The organism is Paenibacillus sp. N3/727 (genome assembly GCF_022637315.1).
Taxonomy (GTDB): domain Bacteria; phylum Bacillota; class Bacilli; order Paenibacillales; family Paenibacillaceae; genus Paenibacillus_AQ; species Paenibacillus_AQ uliginis.
Genome location: NZ_CP093336.1, coordinates 3405333 through 3431873 on the forward strand (window position 1 = coordinate 3405333; position 26541 = coordinate 3431873).

The 26541-nt window shown below is 47.2% G+C and carries 11 protein-coding genes; all 11 read right to left on the minus strand.

What is annotated here, in order from left to right; all coding sequences use genetic code 11:
• Positions 1 to 74: 74 nt before the first annotated feature.
• The gene (locus MNQ98_RS15570; RefSeq protein WP_241929076.1) at positions 75 to 1463 is read right to left on the minus strand and encodes a glycosyltransferase family 2 protein; all 1389 of its coding nucleotides are present in this window, start codon (positions 1461 to 1463) and stop codon (positions 75 to 77) included.
• Positions 1464 to 1485: 22 nt separating this feature from the next.
• Entirely contained in the window at positions 1486 to 2574 is a 1089-nt protein-coding gene (locus tag MNQ98_RS15575; RefSeq protein WP_241929077.1) for a BtrH N-terminal domain-containing protein, read from the minus strand.
• Positions 2575 to 2613: 39 nt separating this feature from the next.
• Positions 2614 to 3756, minus strand: coding sequence for a radical SAM/SPASM domain-containing protein (locus tag MNQ98_RS15580; protein WP_241929078.1), 1143 nt, complete (start codon positions 3754 to 3756; stop codon positions 2614 to 2616).
• A 17-nt stretch (positions 3757 to 3773) separates the two neighbouring features.
• A complete protein-coding gene (locus MNQ98_RS15585; RefSeq protein WP_241929079.1) occupies positions 3774 to 4043 on the minus strand; it encodes an acyl carrier protein in 270 nt (89 codons plus the stop codon).
• Positions 4044 to 4079: 36 nt separating this feature from the next.
• Entirely contained in the window at positions 4080 to 7586 is a 3507-nt protein-coding gene (locus tag MNQ98_RS15590; RefSeq protein ID WP_241929080.1) for a beta-ketoacyl synthase N-terminal-like domain-containing protein, read from the minus strand.
• The gene (locus tag MNQ98_RS15595) at positions 7579 to 11613 is read right to left on the minus strand and encodes a type I polyketide synthase (protein WP_241929081.1); all 4035 of its coding nucleotides are present in this window, start codon (positions 11611 to 11613) and stop codon (positions 7579 to 7581) included. The genes MNQ98_RS15590 and MNQ98_RS15595 overlap by 8 nt, the downstream gene beginning before the upstream one ends.
• Before the next feature lie 21 nt (positions 11614 to 11634).
• Positions 11635 to 12918, minus strand: a complete 1284-nt coding sequence (gene fabD, locus MNQ98_RS15600; protein ID WP_241929082.1) for an ACP S-malonyltransferase — start codon at positions 12916 to 12918, stop codon at positions 11635 to 11637.
• 13 nt (positions 12919 to 12931) lie between these two features.
• Positions 12932 to 16756 (minus strand): non-ribosomal peptide synthetase, encoded by a 3825-nt coding sequence (locus MNQ98_RS15605; RefSeq protein ID WP_241929083.1) that lies wholly within the window; start codon positions 16754 to 16756, stop codon positions 12932 to 12934.
• A 47-nt stretch (positions 16757 to 16803) separates the two neighbouring features.
• Positions 16804 to 19920, minus strand: a complete 3117-nt coding sequence (locus tag MNQ98_RS15610) for a cyclic peptide export ABC transporter (RefSeq protein ID WP_241929084.1) — start codon at positions 19918 to 19920, stop codon at positions 16804 to 16806.
• Complete coding sequence (locus MNQ98_RS15615) at positions 19913 to 21157, minus strand: macrolide family glycosyltransferase (protein ID WP_241929085.1); 1245 nt, start codon at positions 21155 to 21157, stop codon at positions 19913 to 19915. Before MNQ98_RS15615 ends, MNQ98_RS15610 begins: the two co-directional genes overlap by 8 nt.
• Before the next feature lie 75 nt (positions 21158 to 21232).
• Positions 21233 to 25759 (minus strand): non-ribosomal peptide synthetase, encoded by a 4527-nt coding sequence (locus tag MNQ98_RS15620; protein WP_241929086.1) that lies wholly within the window; start codon positions 25757 to 25759, stop codon positions 21233 to 21235.
• Positions 25760 to 26541: the final 782 nt, after the last annotated feature.

Sequence of the window (26541 nt, forward strand, 5' to 3'; positions counted from 1 at the left end):
GTATATATTTGGCATATGCAAAAAAAGAGACTACCAAATGGCAGCCTCTAACGGAAAACTTGTATCCTATTCATTTAGACAACGACCGTAACCGCCTTGCCTGCTTCGAACACCTTGCAATCGCCGACCTGACGCTCCGTATGAAACATCAACTGGCTGCGTTCAAAGAGTTGCTCCAGCTCCTGTCTGTTGTGCCATGTCCATCCTGCCGTGGTCGCGAGATATGATACATAGCTATCGTTGTATAAAAACACAACTTTCTTACTGATCCGATAAAGCTCCTTCAGCATGATACCAATGAGCGGCTCGCTAAACATTCTGAAGTAATCCGTTACAATGATGACATCAAAGTGCTTGGACGGATAAAGGGTATCCAACCCTAGCAAATAGACAAATTCCTTCTCTGGCCAGGTGCTTTGGTAACGCTGGAGTAATCCTTTATTTTGCAAAAAGACGTGAGACACATTCAACGTAGAAAGGACAGCATGACTGTCTGCCCCGATGACCGCTGTTCGCTCTGCTCCCTGCACATACTCACGGTTCAAAAGCTCAATCAAGGAATCGCTGTACGCAGGTACATAATAGTGGGTCACCAGCCGATTAAACTTCGCCATGATCAGATCAAAGTGCAAATCCGCTGAATAGGGATAAATCTCCGTGTCAAAAGTACGGTGCTTCATATGCATTTTCTTGCGGTTCAAGTAGCTGGACTTTATCTTCTGATCGATATTATCGTCGGAAGGATGAGGCAGATGCAGCGTGCAAATGTCATCCGTTGCATACATCGACGCCCCATGTTTATGTAGCTGATACGCAAAATCAGTATCCTCCGCTCCCCAGCCCTTCAGCGTCTCATCAAAGCCTCCTGCTAGAAGGACGATATCACGAGATGCCGTAACCGCGCCGCCCCATCCCATCGACCATGGTACATCCATCCGATTCAGGTCATGGTCCACCAGCTCAAAATGCGAGGTTCGCATGTCCTCCCAATCGGGATGATACCTGAGCTGCTCGCAAATATCAGCAAGATTAGATGGTTTAATATTTTCGATGACTAACAAATCCTCTTTGTTCGGCTCCGTAAACGCACCCATGACATAATGGTACAGCACCATGTTCGTACAATCACCGATCCGGTTCACGACGCGCTCGATGAAAAAGTCAGGGATGACAATGCCGCAGTCGAGAAAAACAAGAATGTTGCCACTGCTCTCGCTAATGCCTATGTTGCGAGTCCGTGAACGGCAGGAGTGCTTATCCCGTTCTAGATACAAATATTTTAGATTTTTGATTTGATCTGTATAACAATTGATAATGTCCTTTACTGGCTCTGTTGATCCATCATCGATAACGACGACCTCAAGCGATATTCCTGTATCGATCTGGTTCGCAATGAAATAGAGTGAACGCTCTAACTGCTCCATTTTATTGTACACAGGAATAATGATTGATACGTCCAACATACTCACTCCCTCTTATCTCTTTTTACTTACGAAGCTCCTCAATTAACTGCGTAATCAATGCTTTTTCTGCAATCAGCATCTCCTCGAGCGAGTGTACAAGCGGCTGTAGTATGTTTCTATTGTTACTCATAAAGCCTTTCAACATGAGATTACGGTGGGTATAGGCTTGCTTCTCAAGACGCTCAGCTTCGGATAACAGTGAAGTCTCTTCTTGGAGATAGCCTAACTGCTGCAGGTATTTAATCCTTGCAACCATCATCTTCTTATGCTCCCATAGGATATGAAGCTGACGAACGTCGAAATTTTGCACGCCTTCGATCACGCGCGTAACGAATTCCTGGAGGTAAGGATAAATCTCAACACCGAAATAGCCTTCCATCGGCTGCTGCTGAATGCGAAGCCGTTCCGTAGAGTTTCGTCCTTCCAAATAGTCAGTAAGCACATCAATCATTAGCTGCAAGTCAAAATCAAATCTCCCTACGCCAGAGCCGTATTTGCTGCCTTCATAATCCAAGGGCTCCATCCTTTTGCATGAGCTAATCAACGAATGAGTTGTTTTATCTTGTGATGCATAGGCTTGGCCAAATTGCTCAAAGGTAACCTCCTGCATCGTAAACTGACGATTCTTATCAAAGATCGCAACATGATAAATCTGCCGATCCAGATCATAACCATAGATGAAAATATCATGAACAAAATGGTTCTGCTGATAGCAGATCGAATTGTGAATATAGAATTCATCTACGTACGTTACGACATAATATTCACGTTCTAGCTGCGTAATCAGATATCGATGAATATCTACCCCAAGCTGATCGAGCAGGACTTTATCGGAGTGCTTATACATCAACCATGGCATATTGTTATAAGCAATCATCAAGTCTGGATAGAAATCCAGCCGATATTCCTGCAGATCATTCAAATAATGCTTGGCTATAAACAATTGAATATAACTCGTATGAATCCACGGCTGAGCGTACTCAAATGGCTGAAGAATGCCGAGTACATAAGCATGGCCCAAAAAGCCATATACCTGCGGCATCTCAAATGGCAGCTTGACGCTTCTCATGGTCTTATCCGTAAGCACGGATTCCATTTCCACGATGTTCATGCGACTGACCTCCATAATCTTGATTACATTTTTTGGGTACTAATAGGATTCTGGATCAGCAAACATCCGTGTACAGCGATTGCACATCATCAGATTGCTCGTCTTCATGTAGTCACGGAACTTGGTCGCACGTTCGCCCTCCCACATTTCCGCAAAGCTGTTCTCATAGATACTGCCATACTTAAAATCAGGCAAATCCACACACGGGTATACATCGCCTGTACGGCGGATAATCATCTCATGCCATGGTGCTACGCATTTAGAGCGACCAAACACATTCTCGATGTCAGCATAATAATCGTGAATATCAATATAATGAGAGGAATCTATGCCTTCAGAAGCCCACAACTCCTCTAGCTCCTTTTTCAAAAGCTGGGTATCCATCGGGATCGACTCTTCAACGAAGCCCTGCCAAGCTGGAGAAACATCGCAATCCAGATCATGCTTCATCTGAGTCGCGTAAGCACGGCCTCGTTCAGGTGTGGTGAACAAGAGCGGTGCCAGATTCACAGACAAGTCACGACGTTTTGACCACGGATTGCGAGGATCATGCAGCATAACCTCTGCGCCTTTGAAGCGTTCGCGAAGCGCGCTCATAAATTGCTTAATGCTGAGATAATTAGACGGAGAAAGCACCATCGTAATATTAATGAAAGGGAACATCTTCTTGCGTCTACGCTTCTCTTCGATCAGTGCGTCAATGTTCTCGCAAATCTTCTGGAAGCTGCCTTTTCCACGAATGGCGTCGTGGAACTCTTCCGGTCCATCAATGGAAATATTCATGGCCACGATATTTTCCATAATGAACTCAACACGGTTTTTAATTAACGAACCATTGGTCAGCAGGTAAATGTTCGCCTTGCGCTTCCGCAAATGCTCGACCAGCTCTGTAAAGTGCTTATACAGCATCGGCTCGCCGCCTGTAATGATGACACCGAGATTTTTGTTTACTGCGGTTACATCATCTAGAAACTTCTTCAGGACATCGATATCGAGCTGTTCACGGATCGCACGTTGCGGCTCTTTCAGCGCCCAGCCAGTCTCCCCCCATATATGGCAGAAATTACAGCGATAATTACAAAGCTCTGACGGGAATAACGTAAGCTGCTTAATCTCTGGTACTAAATTGTGAACGTGCTCTTCTAGAGCCACCCCTCCGAGTTTACCTGCCCTGGTTAGCATAAGTCGTCATCCCCCTCTTATTGTTCTTCGTTCTGGTTCAGGCTGATATAGTTCATAATTTGATTGATCGTGCTAAAATTACGGAAATCGAGGTCCTCATCGCTCCATGACACCCCAAACTCCATCTCAGTTGCAATAACAAGTTTGATGAAGGTTAAGGAATTAATGCCAAGCGATGACAAATCATCATCAGGATCGCATTGTTCTAGCAGGTTTGGATCATCAACGTTGTCTTTCAGCAACTCCATTACTCTCTTTTTCAGTTCGTCCTTCGTTTCTATTGTCATCTTCGTTTCCTCCTAAATGGTTGGTTCGTATATGGATTAAATAAGTTGTAGCTCGTGAAATAGTTGGGATAGGAACTGCTGCTCCGTGGCGAGCAATCGCTCCAATCTCGCTTGAATAGCCTCGATTCGTGCCCCCTGATACACAGGGGCATAGAAGAAGCGGACGATTCCTTTTCGAATTGTTTCCCAATACTCTACGCATTCGCGATGAGTCGCAAGAAGCGAAGCATCCTCCCCATATAGAGCCGTTAATCGATATCCCTCCACCTGCTTCGCATTGAGAATTTGATTAAGCGTCTCAATCATTGACTCGGCATGCTGCTTCAAGCTGGCTTCGTTAGAGCTGGCATCGATGAACCACGCTGCAAATTGTTGAAGCACATCCATGCTTTCTTGCAGACGATGACGGTTATACGTCAGATTACTCTCGAATCGCTGCTTCAATTCGTTAAGCTCAGGCTCCCGGTGTGGAGCATTCGGATAGTGTTGAATGATATAATAAGCAGCCCGGTGCTCTAGCGGTTGATAGTACGTCTCATAGCCTATGCAGGCACGGACGAGATCATCAAATACGATCAAGCAAGGCTTGTATGATAGATTTTCTCGTCTGTCATGCTCGATGATATGGAACATTTGAGTCCCCTCATCAAATCCGTACACCAGTAAGGTGTGATCTACATGCTGCTTCTGATATGCATCGCTGCGGGATGGAATCTCGTAGCAGTCGACCCACACGATAGCGGGATTTCCTTGGCTGATGCTTTGGATGAGCTTACTTTTGATATCTCCAAAATCATACTCGGTTTGGACGGACAGATTCATTTCTGTAAAGAGCGTTTCCTGCGGTTCTACCTCTTCATAACGCAGCTCATAACCCTGAGCTTCCTCCGTATCGGTACGGTGATATAGGAGTAAATCGTTGACGAGATACGGTAGTATGCTGCCCCCAAAGTGCTTGACCACTGGGAAAAAGGAGTTGTAGAAGCAATTTCGATAATAGAGATCGTTAAATGGCTCGATATTTGGAAGAATGACCGATTCACCTGCTTCATGAAGATCATACTCCGCTCCCTCGCTACTTCGGATGCCTTGTTCCAGCTTTAGAGTTACAGCTGCTTGATCTATGTCGTTGCCCTCTGAAGCGGCTTCCTCTAGCGGTCCCGTTACTACAGTAGAATCACTAAAACTGCTAGTTTCATGAGAGTTTCCAGATTCACTAGACTGCTGCTCTAGATAAACGGCTGCCTCGCGAATCGTCGAGTACCGATACAATAGCTCGGAAGTAAACAGAATCCCGGCCTGCTCCAGCTCAACCTCAACACGTATCGTGAGAATTGAGTTCCCGCCAAGCTCAAAGAAATCATCATCAATATTGATTTCTTTGACACCAAGCAAATCTCCCCAGAGTGCCGCCAATCGTATTTCGGTTGACGTAAAGTTTTCGTCTGCTCTGCCTTTTAGAATTGGCACATGCTCTGCAGCACTACTTTTCAGGCTTGCTGAAAGCTTCATGTCCGTTTCTTTGTTTGATTCAACTACAGTCGGCATCGACCGAGCCATATAAGTATCAGCCGATGGATCAATCCAGCAACGCGACGGTTCAAAGCTATACACTGGAAGATGAAGCTTCGAGTATGGCTGCCCCTTGTATAATACCTCCCAATTCACGTCCGCTCCTTGGACATAGAACTGGGCGAGCTGTTCAAGCAGGTGCTTGTCCAAACCTCCATCTGAATCAGCTTGATGAATCAGCTCATTTGCCGCCTCACTCCGGGCTTTGAGTTCATCCAATGTCCATTCCCCGCGCTGTCGCTTCTCTCTTCGGCCACTTGCAATTCGATACTCGTTGTAAAAAACTCCTTTTTCTGCTGTTTCTTCAACCTGCTGCTCTAAGCCCACTTCTAATAATGCGTACAGCTTATCCATTAGGCTCGGAATACCGCTCGCAATGATTGCTAATCTGCAGCTATAATGTCCTCGCCCAGTATGAGCTGTGTAGCATAGGTCGGAAAAGCTTCCTTCAAGCTCAGGCAACTCGCGGACATAAGCTTGTATTTGCCGCTCTAATGCTGACCTGCTTTTAGCTGACAGGACCATTAGCTGATCATCACGATTCGTATCCGCTTGGGACGCATTTGGCATCCCAATTGGGGCTTCCTCCAGCACAAGATGACAGTTCGTACCGCTAAAGCCGAATGAGCTTACGCCGCATCTCCTTGGATGCTCTCCGTTTGTCTCCCAAGGCTCCAATCGATCATTGACATAGAGCGGGGAGTTCTCAAAAGGAATATTTCGATTCGGTCTCGTAAAATGCAGGGTCGGCGGCAGCTTCTTATACTTGAGTGATGCGATTGCCTTCGCAAGTCCGGCAACTCCTGAAGCTGCGTCCAAGTGCCCTACATTGGTCTTTACCGATCCGATGGCACAGAACTGTTTGCGATTCGTGTAGTGGCGGAATGCCCGACGAATTCCGTCAACCTCAATCGGATCGCCAAGTTTCGTTCCTGTGCCGTGGGCCTCGATGTAGCCGATCGTCTCCGGATGAATGCCCGCATCCTTCCAAGCTCGCATGAGCAGTTTCTCCTGCGAGGCTGCATTTGGTGCGGTCAGTCCTACGGATGTACCGTCCTGGTTGATGGCGCTACCCCGAATGACCGCATGTATAGGGTCTTTGTCTCGAATAGCTTGGCTAAGCGGCTTCAGCAGCAATGCGACCGTTCCTTCCCCCCAGACGGTGCCATCAGAGCTATCGTCGAATGCACTCGTTCTACGATTGGAGGATTCGATACCTATCTCGAACAATCCGTCCACTGGCATAAGACATACCTTCACTCCACCCGCAATGGCCATCTCGCATTCCGCATTTCTGAGAGCCATACAGGCGAGATGGACTGCAACCAGCGAGGAGGAGCATGCAGTATCTACCAGCAATGCAGGACCTTGCAAATCCAGCAAATAAGCAATCCGACCAGCGATGATGGAAGGCGTGTTCCCTGTGCTTGCCATCGGAATCTGCGATGGCTGATTCTTTGTAATGTACTGGCCATATACAGGCCAATCAGCATACCCGATATAGACGCCTGTTTTACTGCCTTGGATACGTCTGCCTCCATAACCCGCATCCTCAATAGCCTCCCAGGCGGTCTGTAAAAATAGCCGCTGATTCGGGTCCATTAAGGCTGCTTCTTTTGGAGATAGATTAAAAAAGGCATAATCAAACTTGTCGATATCCTGCATGAATCCGCCATGACTAAAGTGAATGCTGTCCTCTTGAAGCTGGGTAAATGTACGGATAAAGCCTAAGCTATCCTGCTGTCGGTTTTCAGAAAGAGGTCCGATGAAGTCACAGCCTTGCTCGAGGTTGTCCCAGAACTGCTGGATGTTATCTGCACCAGGCATTTTTAATGAAAGCCCAATGATCGCAATATCCTTACTCTCATTCGGCTGCTGTTCCTTAAGCGTTCGAAGCAGCTGCAGGGCTGCCTTCTCGTCCAATTGGCCCTTGGCGACCTGCTCAAAGATTTGACTCACTAGTTTATCCATTTGCTACCTCCATCCCGCGATAAAGATCAACCGCATTCTCGATGGATAATTCGCCTCGCTTTACTCGCTCAAACATCGCAAATATAGCTTCATTAAAGGAGTCAGCCTCGATCGATTCCAACAGAGAGGTGTCCTCATCTTCCTTATTGGTAACAACAGCATATAGATAGTCGGTTATCCGAGCGATGGTTGGATAGGAGAACATATCTGCTACCGTAGTCAGTCCAGGAAACTCCTCATCGATATAGTGATGCACTCTCGTGATAAGGATGGAATCTCCGCCAATCTCGAAGAAATTTGCATGAACGTCCAATTCCTCATAGCCAAGCACTTGCTTCCATACCTCGGTTACTTCTTCTTCGATCTCGCTATGCGTGGTAGGCCATATATTTGAAGCTGCAAAAGTTCCCTGCGCAGTACCTACTGAGTGTCTATGATCTGCCTTCGCATGAGTCTTATCAGTTGGCATGGATCGAGTTAAAGCCTGTTGAACCTGCTCGGATTGACGGAATGGCAGCAGCTCCCCTAATGCAAACAGGTGGCTGCCACGATTCCATCTCCCGACAACGGCCTGTCTTACGTGAGCAGCTTCAGAAGCCTGGAGAAGCTCTTGGAACGCTCGTATTCCATCCTCCTGAGACATGAGACAGAACATCTCCTTCGATTCGTCTACCTCATCTGCCTCATCCTTCTCGGTCTGCTTCCAAGCCGGCCAATTGATTGTCAAGGTTCGTAAGTCAAGGCGGTTTCGATAAGCTGAATATCCATCCAAATACGCATTGCCTGTCGTGTACGGACCTGAGCCAATCCCGCCTACCAACGTAATCGCTGACGAGAAGAGGACTAAGAAGTCCGGCTTATCCTGCCTCGTTAAATGATCCAGCAGCCACGTACCTGTCGTCTTGGACGCAATGACGGATCGCAACTCTTCTGCCGACAATCGGCTCATCAGATTTCCTTCGGAAACTCCGGCAGCATGCACGATCCCTGCAATTCGGCCATGGCGCTCCCTCAGAGACTTGATAGCTTTATCCAGCTGCTCATTATTGGACACATCCGCCTGGATGACTTCAATCTGCGCCCCAGCATCCTCCATCTCACGAATAGCACGTATCGCACGAACAATCCTCATATCCTGAGCCGCATGGTCTAGATCAGGCCAGAGATCTCTTGGCGGCAGTGCTGTTCTACCCATTAATGCGAGGTGGATGTTACCTTTTGACTCTTTTACAAAGTGCGAAGCGATCAGCAGTCCGATGCTGCCAAGGCCTCCTGTAATGAGGTATGTTCCGTTTATATCTTGGGAACCGATTGATATCGTCCCTGTATGATTGGATACGGCTTCTGGCAACTTCAGCACATCGATGCGCTCTACATATCGCTTGCCTTGGCGATAAGCCGTCCAATACTCATTCGACTCGCCTTCAAGCTCAGAGCAGACGCTCTCTACCAGATCTGACTGCTCATCTACATCAATCCAGCGGATTCTAAGATTCGGATTCTCCCAGCCGGCAGCTTTGCTCAGCCCAATCATGGCAAATTGCTCAGGACGTACTCTTGGCTGCTCAGCCGTAACTTCATCCGCGTAGGAAGTAACCAGCGTCACAGCTATTGATTCATGACCATCCCGACGTGCTAGCGCATGAATCAGGCGATAGAGCCGATAAATCGATTGCTCTAATCGCTGCTCATGCTGCTCCGAGGTCTCATCTTCATTACCAAAGGCAGCAAACCGTAGATCAACGATACGTAAAGATCGGTCACCTAATGAGTTGAATGAATCGAATGCATCAAGCAGCAAACGCTCATAATCCTCCATCTTGTCACGAACGATATAATTCGACTCATCGACTACCTTAAAGCTGTCACCTATAGCAGCCTCAATAACCTTCGATCCAACTGCTTTCCATCGCCATACGAAAGGACTGCTATCCTGATGCTCTTCTGTTAAGATAAGAATCGTCTCACTGCTGCGGCTTTTTCGACCAATCTGTGGTAACGGCTCAGGGAGCCATCTCCGTTGATGATAGAAAGCACTTTGATCTTGATCATGGCTTTCATTCCTTGCTGCTTCGTAAGCATCATTGCGCTTGACCGAGGTATGACGAGCTTTACCTTTTGATGCATGATCGGTCAGATTCACCCAGCACCGATACCGATCAAACGGATAAGTCGGAAAGCTTAGACGTCTTCTACGCTCCTGCCGATACATGCGATCCCATGGAATGCTTGCCCCTTGCACATAGAGCCTGCCTAGCTCTGCATAAAGCTTGCGATCATCTTTGTCAGAGGACAAAAGGGTAGGTATCACACCTTCAACCGCAGCACGTATTGCTTCAAGCTGTGATGAATAGCGATCAATCGAATCCGCATATAAAGAGCTATTCGTTTCGACTTGTGATTGATCTTGATCCCTCTTGAATCCAGTGGTCTTTAAGCTTCTTAGTTCACAGACCACTTCATCTACACTGTTGGCTGCAATCGCGATCCGATAGCGGTAATGCCCTCTACCCGTGCCTAATGTATAGCACAGATCCCCAAAATCAATGAATGGATGTTGGATCAGATAATTAAGGCTTGCATCCACGTAAGTCTCTAATGCAGACACTGTCTGCGCAGACAAGACGAACAGTCGATACTCGTCATGCAGAGGCTTCATCCATGATCGTTCCTCTGGAGCCTCCTCCACGATGACATGGCAGTTCGTACCGCTGATGCCGAAGGAGCTCACACCACATCTACGAGGATGCGGTCCGCTCTCCCATTTCATTAGCTTATCGTTCACATATACAGGAGATTCCGCAAAATCAATCACCCGATTCGGTCGATCAAAATGTAGCGTCGGATAGATGCATTTGTTTTTTAACGATAGAACGGCTTTGAGCAGGCCTGCGATACCCGCTGTATTATCCAAATGACCAATGCTGCTTTTGAGCGCCCCGATTGCACAAAATTGCCGCTTGTCCGTAAAGCGTCGGAACGCCCGCTTAAGCCCCTCAACTTCGATTGGATCTCCAAGCTTTGTACCGGTGCCATGGGTCTCGATATATCCAATTGTCTCAGGATCGATCCCCGCTTGCTTCCATGCATCTACAATCACTGCCTCCTGTGCCTCTGCATTAGGAGCTGTAATGCCTACGGAACCGCCATCCTGATTCAGCGCACTCGACTTAATCACGGCATAAATGTGATCACGCGATTCAATGGCCTGCTCAAGCGGCTTCAGCATCATCGCAACAACGCCTTCGCCAGTCCCTGTCCCGTCGGCACGATCATCAAAGGTTCTCGCCCGCGAAGTGGAGGATTCAATGCCAACCTCATATTCCCGGATCGGGATCAGGTGAAGCTGAATTCCGCCAACGATCGCGGAGTCACACTCTCCATTGCGTATCGCCTGGCATGCCAGGTGAACGGCCACGAGCGAGGAGGAACATGTCGAATCAACGATGAAACTCGGCCCTCGAAGATCCATCAAATACGACAAGCGGCTAGCGATGATCGGGCGTACATTTCCCGCCATGGACATGGAGACAGCCTCCGGCTCTACCTGACGAATCAGCTTCAAGTAGTCTGCATCAGAGCCATAGCCAACATAGACGCCTGTCTGGCTTCCTCCAAGCTTGCCGCCGCCATAGCCCGCATCCTCGATTGCATGCCAGGCCGTCTCTAGAAATAATCGTTGGTTGGGGTCCAGTAAGCTCGCTTCTCGCGGCGAGAGCTTAAAGAAGGAATAATCAAATTTATCTATTTCATCGAGATAAGCTGCTTCGCCATAGGCTAAATCCTCCGGCTCAAGCCCCATCTGCTTGAAATACGAATCTGTATCCTGCTTACGCAGTGAAGGGATCGGCCTAACACAATCCCGCCCTGTCTTAAGATTGTGATCAAATTGCTCAACCGAATTTGCAAGCGGCAGCTTCACCGCAACGCCGACAATCGCGATATCCTGACTCGATGTTCGATCAAAGGCAACATCCTCAAGCTCAGCTATAGACTTGCGATTTAATTTGATTGACTGAAAATCCACCCTGATCACCTCCATACATCATCAAGCGATCACCCATGAATCAGGCGAGAATTCTGGAAATAGCGCTGTTGTACCTGTCTTCTTCAGAATGTCTGCAAAACGCTCATGCTGCTCTTGTTCCGGTACCATTTTGGTATCCAGCATCTGCTTCAACAGCTTGAGCGCCTCGTGCATCTGTGCTTGAGTAGGCGGGTCCCCGTTCTCATCCAGCTGCTCCTGCAATCGTTGCACTTGCCGATAAGGGAGGACAAAACCTTGTTCATACGCCTCCAGGTCCCAATTGCGATTGCGCGTGCATACTGCAGCCGCAAGGCATTTTGTAACCACGTTATTGGAAGCTTTCTGGCGGGCCTGCTCCAGCTTGTCGACTTCCAGTTCTTTCTGAAGCAAATCAAGCTCTGCTGCTTTTTCATAGGGATAGCAGACAATGGACTTTGCATCTGTTCGCATCAACTGTGTTAGCACCTGCTTTGAACCAAGCTCAGCCGCAATATTGACCCCCTGCTCCACTAATAGCTTCATCGCCCAATCCCACCGTACGGGAGAGGTAAGCTGTTCAGTCAGACAGCCGACAACTTGATCCGGGGATTCATACGGTTTGCCTGTAACGTTCGATATCACCGGCCATTGAAACGGGCTATAGGTGTAGGAATCCAGCTCATCTTTAAACTGGTTTGCAGCTCCTTTCATAAGCGGACTATGGAAAGGCGCGCTTACTTGTAAAAACGCAATACGTGCGCCAAGTCCTTCGAGCTCACGGGCCGCCTCCTCAACCGCAATTCGATGTCCAGAGATGACAAGCTGTCCGGAAGAATTGTAATTGGAGATAACCACCTCTTGATGCTCTGAGATGGATGCGCGCTGGCAAGCCTCTTCTACTCGGCTTGAATCGCTGCCCATAATCGCACACATCGCGCCGATCCCCTCGGAAGCCGCCTCCTGCATGAGCTGACCTCGACGTTTTACAAGCCTTAGTGCATCTTGGAATGTCATCACGCCTGCGCAGGTCAGCGCCGAGAACTCACCTAAGCTGTGTCCGGCCGAATAGGCAGGCTCCACACCAATTTCCTCCATGTATACACGGAACGCTGCGATGCTAACGGTAAGCAGCGCAGGCTGCGCATTTTCCGTTCGTGTCAGCTCCTCAGAGCTTCCACTTGCGATAAGCGCTTGAAGATCAAAGCCCAATACATCATTGGCTTCAGCGAATACCGCTCTCGCTGTTGCTGATCGTCCAAGCAAGTCCTGGCCCATCCCGATATATTGCGAGCCTTGACCTGGAAATAGAAGCGCTAGCTTTCTCATCAACAACTCCTCCTCACGACATCACGCGGCTTGCACTTAGCTGGCGCAGCAGATCGACATACCCGTTAGCGAGCATCTGGACCGCTTCCTTTTTCATCCGCTTGTCGTTGAATTTGATCGAAATAGACAGCTGATGTTCATCAGCCTGATCCTCAATCCCCCAAGCCATATCGTATATGTCAAGCCATGCTGCATCGATATCAAAATCTTGAAGACGATAGATGAGAGGGAGTACCTCATCCATCCCCTTCTTTACTTGTGCGGATTGAATGCGTTCAATATGGTAAGCATTCGTTCCGATCACTCGGGCTTGATGCACATGCTGAAACAGCTCTTCAAATCCACTGATCTTCGTAAAATCGATGGATAAGGGAACAACCTGTTCACCTTCCGAACGTAAGCTGTGGATTGCAGCGCCAGGCTTCTCATTCCATTCACTGAACAAATAAAGCGCCATACCTGTTAACACAGCAAGCGATTCAACTTTAGTATCATAAGCAAGTCCATCTATGGCCTCTCTTAATTGGGATTGAAGATGGAACCGGACAATTCCTATCCCGCAACCATTCAAATGACGATGGAAAAAGGATGCTGGAAGCTGCTGATAAACGCTCCATGTAGCCTGCTCTTCTTGCTTGGTTACACCGTGTTTCTCGTCCACCCATTTTGCCAACTTCGAAATTGTCGTATAGGAGAAGAGATCCACGATCTGAATTCCAAAGCCATATTCCTTCTCCAGCTTGGCATGCAGCTGCATAAGCAGGATCGAATTGCCGCCAAGATCAAAGAAATGATCATGAAGCCCGATATGCTCCACCTTCAGCACTTCCTGCCATACGCGCCTTATGCTGCTTTCCGTCTCGCTATCATCGTTCGCTTCAAATAAGGCTCCATCATCGGCAGCAGCCAGTCTATCCGTGACCTGCAGCAGCGCTTTGCGATCCAGCTTGCCGTTAGGGGTCTTCGGAACTTTGTCGATACGGTAGAAGAAGTTCGGAATCATGTAGGCTGGCAATACAGCCGATAGCTCATCCCGCAGCTCATTAGCGGTTACGTCACGATTGATCATGACATAAGAGGCAAGTGTCATCATGCCGTGTTCATCTTGATGCGCAAGCACGACCGCTTCATCAATCGCATCAAGACCAAGCAAGTGATGCTCTATATCCCCCGGCTCTACTCGATAGCCTCGAATCTTCACCTGCTGGTCATTTCTTCCGACATACAGCAAGCTTCCGTCTGAAAGCCATAATCCGATGTCGCCTGTTCGATACATACGCGCATTGGCGTCATACGGATCGGAGGAAAAATGCCGTTCCGTGAGCTCAGGTCGATTCAGATAACCTCTCGCTACACCCGCTCCTGCAATGCAAATCTCCCCGGGCACTCCTACTGGCAGCGGATATCCATAAGCGTCAAGGACATACACGCGGTAATTCAATATGGGCTTGCCAATTGGGATGCTCGTTCGAAAGGCATGCTCCGGCAAGCAGCGATGATACGTTGCGCACACCGTCGCTTCTGTCGGCCCGTACGTGTTATAGACCTCCGCCTTCTTGAAGAGCTCTGACATATACTCAAGCTTCAGAACGTCGCCACCGCTTATAAAGATTCGAACACTGTCCATCCCAGATTGCTTGTTAAGCTCATTCATAAGCAGTGGAGAGCACGACACAATCGTGACCTGATGACGGTCAATCAGCTGAACAAGCTTCGGCATGTCGATAACATCGGTCTTACGTGCAATTACAACCCGCCCGCCAGCGAGCAGCACCGGATATACTTCTTCTACAAACTGGTCAAAGGAGCAGGAGGCTTGCTGCAAAAAGGTATCTCCTCCGGTTAAGCGAAACTCATGCTGGAAGGCATCAACGTAAGCCAACAGGTTGCGATGCTCTACAACTACCCCCTTAGGAATACCTGTCGACCCGGAAGTATACAGGATATATGCTGCATCGCTAGGGTTATTAACAGAAGTTACAGGATCAGCTTCGACTGCATCCAGCGCTGACAGTACCTTCTCCATACACACGCAAGTGCCATCAAATTCAATCGAAGCTGGGATCACTAGGTCGCCTGTCACCAATATTCTTGCCTTGCTATCAAGGAGAATCTGATTAATGCGACCTGGAGCATAATCATAGTCGATCGGCACATAAGCTGCTCCCGACTTAAGCACAGCCAGCATCGCAATAAGGAGCTGTTCGGATCGATTGAGCCATATCGCGACAGGCTCATCGGTACGAACACCGAGCGCTCTGATCTGATGCGCAAGCCGATTGGCCGCTCTGTTGATCTCTTGATACGTATAGCTGCGTTCTCCGCATATTACGGCTGTGCGGTCCGGTGATTGCATAACCCGTCTCTCGAATCGAAGCTGGACAAGATCCTCGAGACCAGGCTCTAGCTGCTCCGATTTAAGACACGCAGACGACTGTTGGTTAAACGAGAAGAGAAGCTCTTCCATTTCCTCCGCTGTCAGAAGTCCAAGCTCATTTATCCTCGGCTCAGCCTTGCTGCATATTTGCAGGATGATCTGTTTATAGTGGTTAGCGAGCCTCATGATCATTGGCTTAGAGAAGGAGCTCGGATCATAAGCAAACTCTAGCTCCAGCTCTCCTGACTCCTTTGGCTGAACTCCGATCGTCAGCCCATAATGCGTGGATTCCTCCATCTCATAATGCTCAATTCGCAAGGCTCCTGCTTGTCCAACGCTCGTATCTAATGGGTAATTTTCCACAACCATAATCGAGTTGAATAGTGGCTCAAAAGAATCAGCACCGCAATAAGCGTTTATATCAACTAGAGGGGTCAGCTCGTAATCTACGCGGCGCTTGAGGCTCTCATTGACAGATCTGACGAGCTTCAGGACAGTCTCATCCGCTGTCCAGCATATCCGCAGTGGAACCGTATTGATAAATAAGCCGATCATCTCCTCCATTCCAGGAAGCTCTGGCGTTCTACCTGATACGGTTGTGCCAAACAAGACATCCTCAGTCCCGCAGTATCGTCCAAGAAGTAAGCCCCATGTAGCATAGAGATACGCAGCCAGTGTTACTTCATGACGCTGGGTATAACGAGAAATAGTCCCAACCTCTTGAAACGAGAGTGTTAGAGTATGAGAAGTCTTCGCTTCTCCTGAAGCACCCTCACCATACAGCTCTCTCTGTTCATTCAACGGGGTACGTTCCTGCCACCCCTGAAACTCCTGCTCCCAATACTGCCGCTGCAAAGCCTTGTCTTGACGCTGCAGCAACTGCACAAACTGCTTAAACGGAGTCTTTGCAGCTGTTCTTGAAGGCACCTCCGCTCCTTCAATAATGGCTTGATACGCTTGCATAAACTCCTTAAGCAGTACCCCATTGCTCCAACCATCGAACAAAATATGATGCCATGTGATGATCATCTCGCAAAACTCATTGTTTATAAGACATAGCGTAATTCGCATCGGTTCCACTTCGAGGTCAAGCTCTTCCGAACGATCACGTGCTTTAAACTCGGCAATCAACACTTCCGCCTGCTTAGCCGAATAGCTGGAATAATCCAGTACAGCAATCGGAATATCCATGTCTCTCAGCACAATCTGGACAGGCTTCTCAAGCTTCTCCCAGCGGTATACGGTTCGTAGCACATCATTCGCACGCGCAACACTCTGCCATGCCTGTCGAATAGCTTCAACCGAGGAGCGGCCGAACAAGCGTGCTGAAAACTGCTGCGTGTAATACCCCTTGTCCTTGTCGCTTCTGTAATGAAACAGCAAGCCCTCCTGCATCGGTGTTAATGCCACGATATCTTCCACATTGGTCTTGTCCAATTTGGTTGAACGACTTTCTCTCATTTCGCTTCATCCCCTCATGCTGGAAGTAGACCGTTACAGCCTTATTTTCAATAAACGAGAGCAGTATTCTCATTAATCTCATCATTCCGTTCTACCTGCACAACCTGACCCAGCTCCATCTTGATGACCTGATCCGCCATGTGGAAGTAGCGGTCATCATGAGTAATCGCGATAATGCATTTCCCTCTTTGCTTAAGCTCAGGCAGCAAGGTGTGATAGAAGAACGCCCGATATTCCGGATCTTGGTCTGCCGCCCATTCATCGAACAAGCAGATTGGCCGATCCTCCAAATAGCTAATGAGCAGAGCGAGCCGCTTGCGTTGTCCTGTCGACAGCTTCGTCGTATTGAGCGAACCATCATGAATCTCGACTTTGTCCTGTAAATGGAGCACTTTCAGATAGTGCTCAATCTCCGACTGCTTCGAGGAATAAGGAACACCATACAGCTTCTCGAACAAATAGAAGTCACTAAATATAGCTGAGAATTGCTGGCTCAGCTCCTGTGTAGGCACGGACTGCCCATTAACGGTAATCCCGCCCTGTGCCGGTTCATATAAACCCGTTATCAGCTTTGCCAAGGTTGATTTTCCGCTGCCGTTTCCTCCGGTTATAAAGGTAATCTGTCCGGTACGGAAGGAACAGTCGATTGGCCCAACAGCAAAGCTTTCGCCTTCACGATTTCCATAGTGGTATTCCGCGGATTGTAGCTTAAGCTCTATTGGCTGCGTCGGTTCTAAACTGAAAGCTGCTTGCTGCTGTGCCTCCTGAATTGAATCCAGCTCTCGTGACAGTTCATTAATTCGGTTCCAGCTGATTCGAACACGGAATATATTTGGAATGGTTCCCAAGATGCCATGAACAGGACCTGTCATATAAAGAAGAACGAATACATAGTTGCGCAGCGTACTCACTTTCAGCTCGCTGAAGAGCAGCGGGAACAAGAAGACAACTGCACCGATGACGAAGGTAAACAACAGCTCGCCGATCACATTCACATTCGCGAATTTCAGATCGCCGCCAATTCGCTTCTCTCGGTAAGAATGGCAGTTATCCTGCATGTCCTTCTTGAATTCAGCTCGCTTGTCTTGATTAAGGCTTAGCTCCTTGAATCCGCTCGTCAAGTCATGAATAAAGCGGAAAAACACGTTTTGGATATCACGCATTTGCTCCCACAGCTGATTCGCCTTCAGCCCTGTAAAGTAATGGATCCCGGCTGCAACCACGATAAAGCCAATTGCCATGATCACTCCCAACGGGCTAATCATGCCCATATAGACAAAGCAACTGATTAAGGTAACAAGACTGGTTGCACCGGTAATGACGATGTTAGAAAATCCGCTAATCGCTTCCGTATCGTTATTCAGGGAAGCTGGAATTTTGCCGTCTTCTACGCCTTCTATCTTTTCATAAGACGTATTCAGTATCTTGCCAAGCAGCTCCATTCGCTTCTCATATACCATGTCATTGGCAATACGTACGAGTCTTGTTCGTACGAGCTTTTGTCCAAACACATAGATAGCAATCCCGAGAACAAAGTAGAGCAGCATACCACTCTGGAATTTATCGAGATCTCGATTCAGCGTCTCATTGACAATAAAAATGATGAGAGCATTGCCAAAGCCGCTTGCTACGCTAAGCAGTGTAATGGCAAAGAAAGAACGATCGTCAGACTTCGGAAATACGGTCGTAAAAAGGAAGTACACTCCGAACAAGCAAATCGTCGCAAACAAGGAATAAACGGCATATATCAGTGTGTTAGGCGCCCATACTTGAACGAATGCCCAGTTTACGCCCCAGAAGAGCGTATCCGGAATTTGATATAGGCAATAAGCAAGACCTACCATGAATAGGGCAAAGATCACAAATCCAGTTACCGTCGTAGCATGACGGCCTACATAGTTGCGACTCCCCCGAATTGCCTGCCACACAGCCTTCCCTGTCAGCCAAAAGACTAATAGCAGTACCGGCACCGTCAAGAGAAGCACCACGGATGAAATCGCATCGATGTTTTTATACATATCGCTTGCAGGCTCGAGGACTTCTTTGCCGACAAGCATATTCATGATGCCTTGAGCGGTTGCTCCTGAATATGGAGAGTTCATGTTGGCAAGAACCGCTACCCCATAGCCATCAGCCGGACGAAGAACGAAATATGTAGAGTAATTGGGATTGCCTCCAGCGTGAGCCAGCATCCCTGTTCCATCCTGATAAACGCTCCAGCCTGCCGCATATGAGGAGCCGTCTCCTGATGGTGCAACAGAGCGATCTGGCTCATGGGAGCGAGTCAGCCATCTCTCGAAATCCTTTCCTCCTTGTACCGTACCCATTTGGATTTTGAGCCATTGTGCCACGTCGATAGCACTCGAAATGATATAGCCCGCAGGCGTGTTTCCTCTATACATTGGAGCATCGTAGGCTGCTGGTCTTAACACGCTGAGCTTATAACCTACCGCCATATCACCACGGGCAGCATCCTCACGGAACATGTACGTTTGCTTCAAATTCAGCGGATCAAGCACATGCTGCTGGACATACTGCTCATACGTCATACCTGAGACTTGCTGAATGATAAGAGCGAGCACATCATAGTTGATGGTCGCGTACTCGTATTTCTCGCCTGGCTCATGATCGAGCTTCTGTCCGATTTGGGTACGAACCGTTCTCTCCAGCGCCTGGTCATCATCGGCTGCCGGAATATCCCCGATGCTGTGGAACGGAATCCCGCTAGTATGATGAAGCAAGTGCTTAATGCGAATATCCGCAGGCTTGCCCTTATAAGTGGTCTCGAACCAGGGGAGGTACTTCGTGACGGAATCCTCTAAATTCACAAGCCCTTGATCCTCCAGCTGAATCAAGGCCAAAGCCGTAAAGGCCTTGCTCGTCGAGCCAAGCTCGAATAAAGTCTCTGACTTCACAGGCACATCGTTCTCGGCGTCAGCATAGCCGAATCCTTTTTGATAGACCGTCTCATCCCCTTTTACGATGACCACGGACATTCCCGGAATTTTTGATTTGTCCATCATATCCTCGATATAGGCATCTATATCGCTATCTGTGGCAGAACCGATTGTAGAAGCCGCTGCTGATAAGCTCTCATTTGTTGCACTCACAAAAAAAGTAACGATGAAACTGATTGACAACAGCACCCGTGTTAGTTTACTCATGGCACACCTTCTGCTTCGCAAATTGAATGACTTTATTTACTGCATAATCCAAGCCGCCTGCCGACTTAAAGGATTGCTTTATGAGCTCGCAATTCTCTCGATAGAGAGGATTATCCAGCACTTGCAAAGTCGTCTCTCGCAATTTCTCTTTGGTAGGATGAAGATCGCGCAAATAGATTCCCGTACCTGAACGCTCTACCATCAAGGCCCCCATAAACTCATCAAACACCTGCGGCAGAACAATCATAGGCACAGCGCTGCACAACGATTCATAAATGCTATTCGCGCCGCCATGCGTGATGAAAGCATCAGCCCGGCTTAATAGTTTCAATTGAGGCACAAAGGTTCGAACAATGAAGTTGTTAGGAACTGGACCTAACGATGAGAAATCCGTTTGAATGCCAAGCGACATGACTACCTGATACTTGGAACTGCCTAGTGCGTCAAAGCAAGTCTGATAGAGCTCAGACAGGTTATGAAGTATTGTCCCAAAGGCAATGTAGATTAAGGGCCTGTCGTCCAGCTTCTCAAATGGAAAGTCTACGGGCTCCTCCCTTGGATAAATCTCATAGCCAGAAAATACGTGCGTATCGTCAAACACCTCTTCATAAATTTGAAATTCTCGAGAGGTTAACACCAAATTAAGCGGCTCCTTGCTGCAAAAAATATCATTAATCACATTCATCGAAGGCTTTCCATATTTGAGCCCAATGACGCGTGACAGCTTATCCATCAGCTTCCGGTAAACATCATGCTGCCCCTTATGCTTGAGATAGAGCGGATCTTCCGAAGCAAGCAGCACATAATCCATGAAAAACGCAGGGTCCTTTTGGGCCATCTCATCAATAAACGGAAAGTTGGCAAACACGGAAATCCCTGGTATTCGAAGCTCTACCGCCAGCTCTTTTCCCCATAAGCAAAAGCTGTCATGGATGATATAGTCCGGCTGTAATTCACAGACCTCGTCACGCAAAGCCTCAACTATGGTCCGGCACTTGTCCATGATAAAGTCCGCGAATACAAGTAGGGTCTCTATGCCTGTTCCGTTATGCCTTCCAAAGCTTAATAGGCCGTGGTAGCTACGAAAGGTTGCCCCTGTTTGTTCAATTTTTTCACGAAAGGGCTCACTGCAATAGTAGATGACCTCTTCACCTCTCTCGGTAAGCTTGTGGATTAATCCAAGCGTTGGATTCACATGCCCGTGCAGATCAACACCGAAAAACACCACTCTAGACATATCTAATGACCCCCTTGAGATCTCAGATTATGAAATTCTTATACCGTCGTTTATTCATCCCTTAGAGAGATGTTGTTAGAAAAATAAGCTATCGAGATCCTCCTGAGACAACTTTGTGGTTTCAAAGTCTGATGGGGTGTATTCCCTCACTTGATTGCCTGCACAATGGTTCAAGATCACCATTAGTGCTTCTCTATAGGTGTCCATCAATCTAGCAATCGTTTCGTCATTGAAACGATTGTTGCTATAGGTGATGCTGAACCGCAAGGATTGATTGACGACCATCGCTTGAATGTCGAGCAAGCAAGTTAGCTCATGGTGTCTGCTTGTATCGAGGCCGCTACTCTCTTGGGCTAATGCGAACCAAGGGTTATCCCAGACACCGTCAAAGTCACCCAAGTAATTAAATCGAATTAATGTTCTAGCATCATAATTCAAGGATAGCTTTGCATTCGAATGCAGGATGCCAAATCCGATGCCTTGCGCAGGGACCGAACGAATCTGCTCTTTTACCCCTTTGATTAGAGCGGCAAGTACCGAAGCATCCGCTCCGAGAGCTGGATGTGTCAACTTCACGGGATACATGCTCGTAAACCAGCCAATCGTACGAGATAAGTCAAGCTCCTCAAGTGGCTCACGTCCGTGTGATTCCAGTTCAATAACCATTTCCTCCAACTGGAATCTTTCACATATCGCATGGGTTAATGCTGCAATAAGCAAATCTAATGGCTTCGTGCCATACGCCTGGTGACATTCATATATCAGACTGCCCGTCTCCTCTGGTGTAAACACATGCTCCTGTGTATTGGAGCTGCTCATCAAGGCTGCGTCATCGCTGTGATCTGTCGGTATTGGACGGATTGCAGCAACGCTATCCTCCCAATACTGCTGCTCCTGTTCCGTAACGGAATATCTCGACAATGCATCAGACCACATCTTAAGTGATGCTGTTTTAGAAGGCAGCAGATATTCTTCCCCTCGAACATAACTGCTCAAAGATTCAGCCATATCTTCAAGCAAGATGCGCCACGATACACCGTCTATAACGAGATGATGTGCCGTGATAAGAAGTCTCTTTCCGTTGCGGCCAAGATCGAATAGACAGCATCCGATTAAGATCGTATCGCGAAGGTGGAACTGGGACTTAAAGGTCTCGCTTATTTCAGCCATACGTACAATTTGCGTATGATCATCGACCTCTGCTAAGGAAATGGATTGGAACAGCATCATACGATCTGCTAGGTTATGATAAACAAGCTCTTGTGTATTTATATTGACTTGCAATCGCAAACCATCATGGTGCTCGACTAGTCGCAATAGGATCGTTCTCACGATGTCGGCATCAACATCAGCCTTTAATTCAAGCAATACGGATTGATGATAGTATTCTGGCTGCTCAAGCTGCTGCTCAAAAAACCAAGAGATGATCGCCCACGGTGCTACCTTCCCTTCACTGCGCTCCTGCGAATAGGTGTTTACATGCTTGACGGGTTCCAGCCTTAACGCCATCTGTTCGATGATCGGGTTCTCTAATATGTCTCTGACCTTGAGCGAATAACCGAATCGATTCATTCGTGAAGAGACTTGAATCGCTTTAATCGAATCTCCGCCTAAATCATAAAAGTGATCGTAAATGCCTACTCGTTCGAGCTGCAATACACCAATAATAACCTCGATCAAATCTGATTCATTACGACTCCGTGCTGCTGCATGCCCGTTTTCCTGCATTAAAGTAAAATCCGGCTCAGGAAGAAGCGCCCGATTCACTTTGCCGTTAATCGTAAGCGGAATATCATCCAGCTCCACGAATGCCGCAGGCACCATATAAGCCGGGAGTGTAAGGGATAAATGCTGTTTGAGATCTCTCACTTCAATGTTTGCGTGCTTTACAATATACGCGCATAAATACTTTCCGAGTCGATCATTCTCTCGATCAATAACGACTGTGTCTGAGATTGCTTCATGCTGGGTGATGGCTTTCTCGATCTCCCCAGTCTCAATGCGATAGCCTCGTATTTTCACTTGATGATCCACACGACCGATGTATTCAATCTTGCCATCTGCAAGTCGCTTCACTAAATCACCCGTACGATACATCCGAGTACCAGGCACGAACGGATTATATAAAAATCTTTCCTGTGTCAGCTCTTTACGATGCAAATATCCTTTAGCGACACCATCTCCGGTAATGTACAGTTCCCCAATCGCTCCTGGCATAACGGGATTCTGATCTTGATCCAGAATATACAACATGACATTATCCGCAGGGATGCCGATCGGTACAGATACACGCTTGTCTTCGAGTGGATTGTACAGATGAATCATGCAGCCCACGACCGTTTCGGTTGGGCCATACTCATTGTAGATCTCGATTGCTCCTCCGAAAGAATCGGTAATCTCTTTTGCCAGACTCGTCTTCAGATCTTCACCGCCAACGATAAAGCGTCCTACGGATGATCGTGAATTGTCCCGCTCTTTCAGCAATGCAAGATGAGCAGGAGTCAGCTTTACGATGGTAGAAGCATTGTCTCGCATAATTCGATATAAAATAAATTCATCGCCGTTGTCTCGATAAACGATAATACGTCCGCCGCATATGAGCGGAGTGAATATGGAGGTTACGGTAAGATCGAAGGCGAGAGATGAATATAGTGGAAACGTCGGAATGGAATCGCGAACGTACACCTTTTTGGCCCACCAGATATAATTCGTTAGACCTCTATGCTCAATCATCGCGCCCTTTGGACGGCCTGTTGAGCCTGAAGTATAGATTATATAAGCCAGATCGCGAGGCTCATGAACATGATTAACGTTGGATGAATCGAGTCCATCCAGAGAAAGATCAGAATAGGCTATGATCTCGCCCGGATATTCCATGAGACCGGCGTCCGATAAATTGGTCATGACAAGCTGAGCACCAGAGTCCTCCAGCATATATCGAATCCGCTCTTCCGGATAAGCCGGATCAATCGGCAGATAGGTACCGCCTGCCTTCATCACTCCAAGAATAGCGACAACCGCCTCGATCGAATGCTGCATCCAAAGTCCAACGATCGATTCACGAGTAGTGCCCTTTTGGATCAAAAAATGTGCTAATCGATTCGCCTGCTCATTTAACTGTCGATACGTCCATTGTTCCTGCTCATATACAATGGCTGTAGATTCCGAATTGAGTCTTGCCTGCTCCTCAAAGAGCTGCAGGACGGTTTGATCCTTCGGATAAGACACGTTCGTTTGGTTAAAGTCATACAGCTCGCGGTGCTGTTCCGCAGCTGTTAACAGAGTTATACTTTTAATTGCTGCCTGAGGCTTGTCCAGCATCTGCTCGATAACAAGAAGCATTCTTCGAGACAGCTCCTCAATCTGCTCAGCTTGATAAGTATCTAATCGATAATCATAATCCAGTGTTAAGCCGCCATCGGCGGACCAATGCTTAATGACAATCTGAAGCTCGTATAGCTGATGACCACTGTAAAACTCCACATTCTCAATCGGAATACCATTCAAACTTGTTTGAAGCTTCGTATTGTAATAATTGATGCTGGTATGAAACAGCTGATCGTAGCCTTTTTTCTTCAGCTCCAGCTCTTGTGCAAGTAGGTCATACGGATAGCGTTGATGGAAGTAGCATTCCATCAGCCCTTTTTGAACTGCTCTAAGCGTATCCCGGGTGGTCGCCTCTGTATCCAACTCGTAACGGAATGGCATCGTACTGGTGAACATCCCATACATCGATTTCTCTTTTTTGCCGGAGCGATTCAATACAGGAGTCCCTACAACCAAATCCCGCTGCTGAGTCGTCTTGTACGTGTAGATCAAATAAGCAAGCACAAAGAACGTATTCAATGATATTCCCGCTTCATTTGCCCATGATTGAATACGTTGTGAAAGTGCTACATTGAGCTGTAAGGTATACCTTCTTCCCTCCGTACTGCTAACAGATGCCTGGGTAACACCTTCGGGAATCATTTTAAATTTATCATGCCAATATTGCTTGCTTTTACTGAACCTTGGTGAGGTCAAATAAGTCTTTTCTTCTTGAACGTATTCGAAATACGATGGCGGTTCCGGAGCAGTATTGATGGACTCTCCATGCAGCAGCTTCGTATAGAATTCCGCAATCTGTGAGGTTGTCAACTGATTCGACCAGCCGTCAGAGATGATATGATGGCTTTTCACCAAATAACCGTTATCTTCGGCCGATAAGCGAAACATCGCAAAGTAGTACAGCCTGGAGCCCACTAACGGGATTGGCTTTCTTGCCTCGACATCCACCCACGACCAAAAGGCCGCTTCCGGATCGGATTCACCCGAAAAATCAAAAAAATCGAGTGACTGCTCCTCATAGTCTCTGACCCTTTGTAGCGCATCTCCATCACATTCCGCAAGCTGAATCCGAAGCCCTTCATGACGGCGAATAAAAGCGTGAATGGCTTGCTCCAGCAGACCAAAATCAACGGTACCTTTAATTCGAACAGGGCCGCCAATGTTTGCAATGGAAGTTCCAGGAAGTATCCGCTCCATATACCATATGCGCTTCTGAGGATGGATCAAAGGACAAGTGACATCGCTCAACTCTTGTACCGATGTCATTACGCTCATGTGAAATTCCTCCCATATACCAAGATAGATAGATCTCGCAATGATTCTATATAGATTGATTGAATGAATATGAATCTCAATATATAGACCATTATCAATTGCAGGATCCATAGAAAAAATAGATGGAGAAGACACATATCGTCTACTATGTATATTGATGTTCGAATTAGCTAGCAAGAAGGAGTTTATTCTAGGTTGGAAATGATGTTGAGTAGATTCTAGAAGGGGGTGATTCCCTATAAAAGAGATAAATGGGATAATGGAAACATTATAGTTTATTAGCCTTAATCTACCAAAAAATATCATAATAAGTCAATGTGACCTATGGATTAGTTTGTAAATCACTTCTGTCGATATAAGTTGATAAATGTTGAAATATTATGATTAATGTCATAGTAAATCAACATTAGCTTTCGTTTATTAATATTATTTAGAAATATATTCTATATCTCAAAATATTTTACAATGATCTCTATGCGTGTTGTCGGATATTCTGACCCATCTCAGATCGCGAAGCAAAAAATCGAGCATCTACCAGGTAAACGTTCTGATATACACTCGATTTTTATATAAAGTCGTGTATTGAGCAACATCTATTTAATAGCGTTAAGGTTAATTTATTGCCACATTCAAAACTCTGTCATCGACTAAACTCCATATTTGATAAAAGTCTTGAACTGTTTGCCTGTCATTAACATGGTTCACGGATTCGTCACAAGTACCGTGCTATAATCCGCTAGTCTATCAAACATTTTAATTTGTCCGATTCTAACCTTAGTTCT